The sequence below is a fragment of the Salifodinibacter halophilus genome (assembly GCA_012999515.1).
GTDB lineage: Bacteria > Pseudomonadota > Gammaproteobacteria > Nevskiales > Salinisphaeraceae > Salifodinibacter > Salifodinibacter halophilus.
This window is the reverse complement of the sequence record JABEEB010000645.1, coordinates 1-240: the sequence shown is the minus strand read 5'-3', so window position 1 is coordinate 240 and position 240 is coordinate 1. Positions and strand designations below refer to the sequence as shown.

Below are 240 nucleotides of genomic sequence, written 5' to 3'. Positions count from 1 at the left end.
ACATTTTCTACAAACCGCTTGAAGAAGCGAAAGCGATGGGCGCGATGGCGCTGTTTGGCGAAAAGTACGGCGACATCGTCCGCGTCGTGAAGGTGGGCGACTACAGCTTGGAGCTGTGCGGCGGCTGCCATGTGCCAAACACGTCAGCCATCGGCCTGTTTAAAATCGTCTCCGAATCGGGCATCGGCGCCGGCACGCGCCGCATTGAGGCGGTGACCGGGGAAGCGGCGTACCGCTTTA

The 240-nt window shown here is 60.4% G+C and carries 1 protein-coding gene; it reads left to right on the top strand.

Translation table 11 applies throughout. The features are described from left to right. The coding region (locus HKX41_13150) for a hypothetical protein (protein ID NNC25081.1) at window positions 1–240 on the top strand (240 nt) is incomplete at both ends.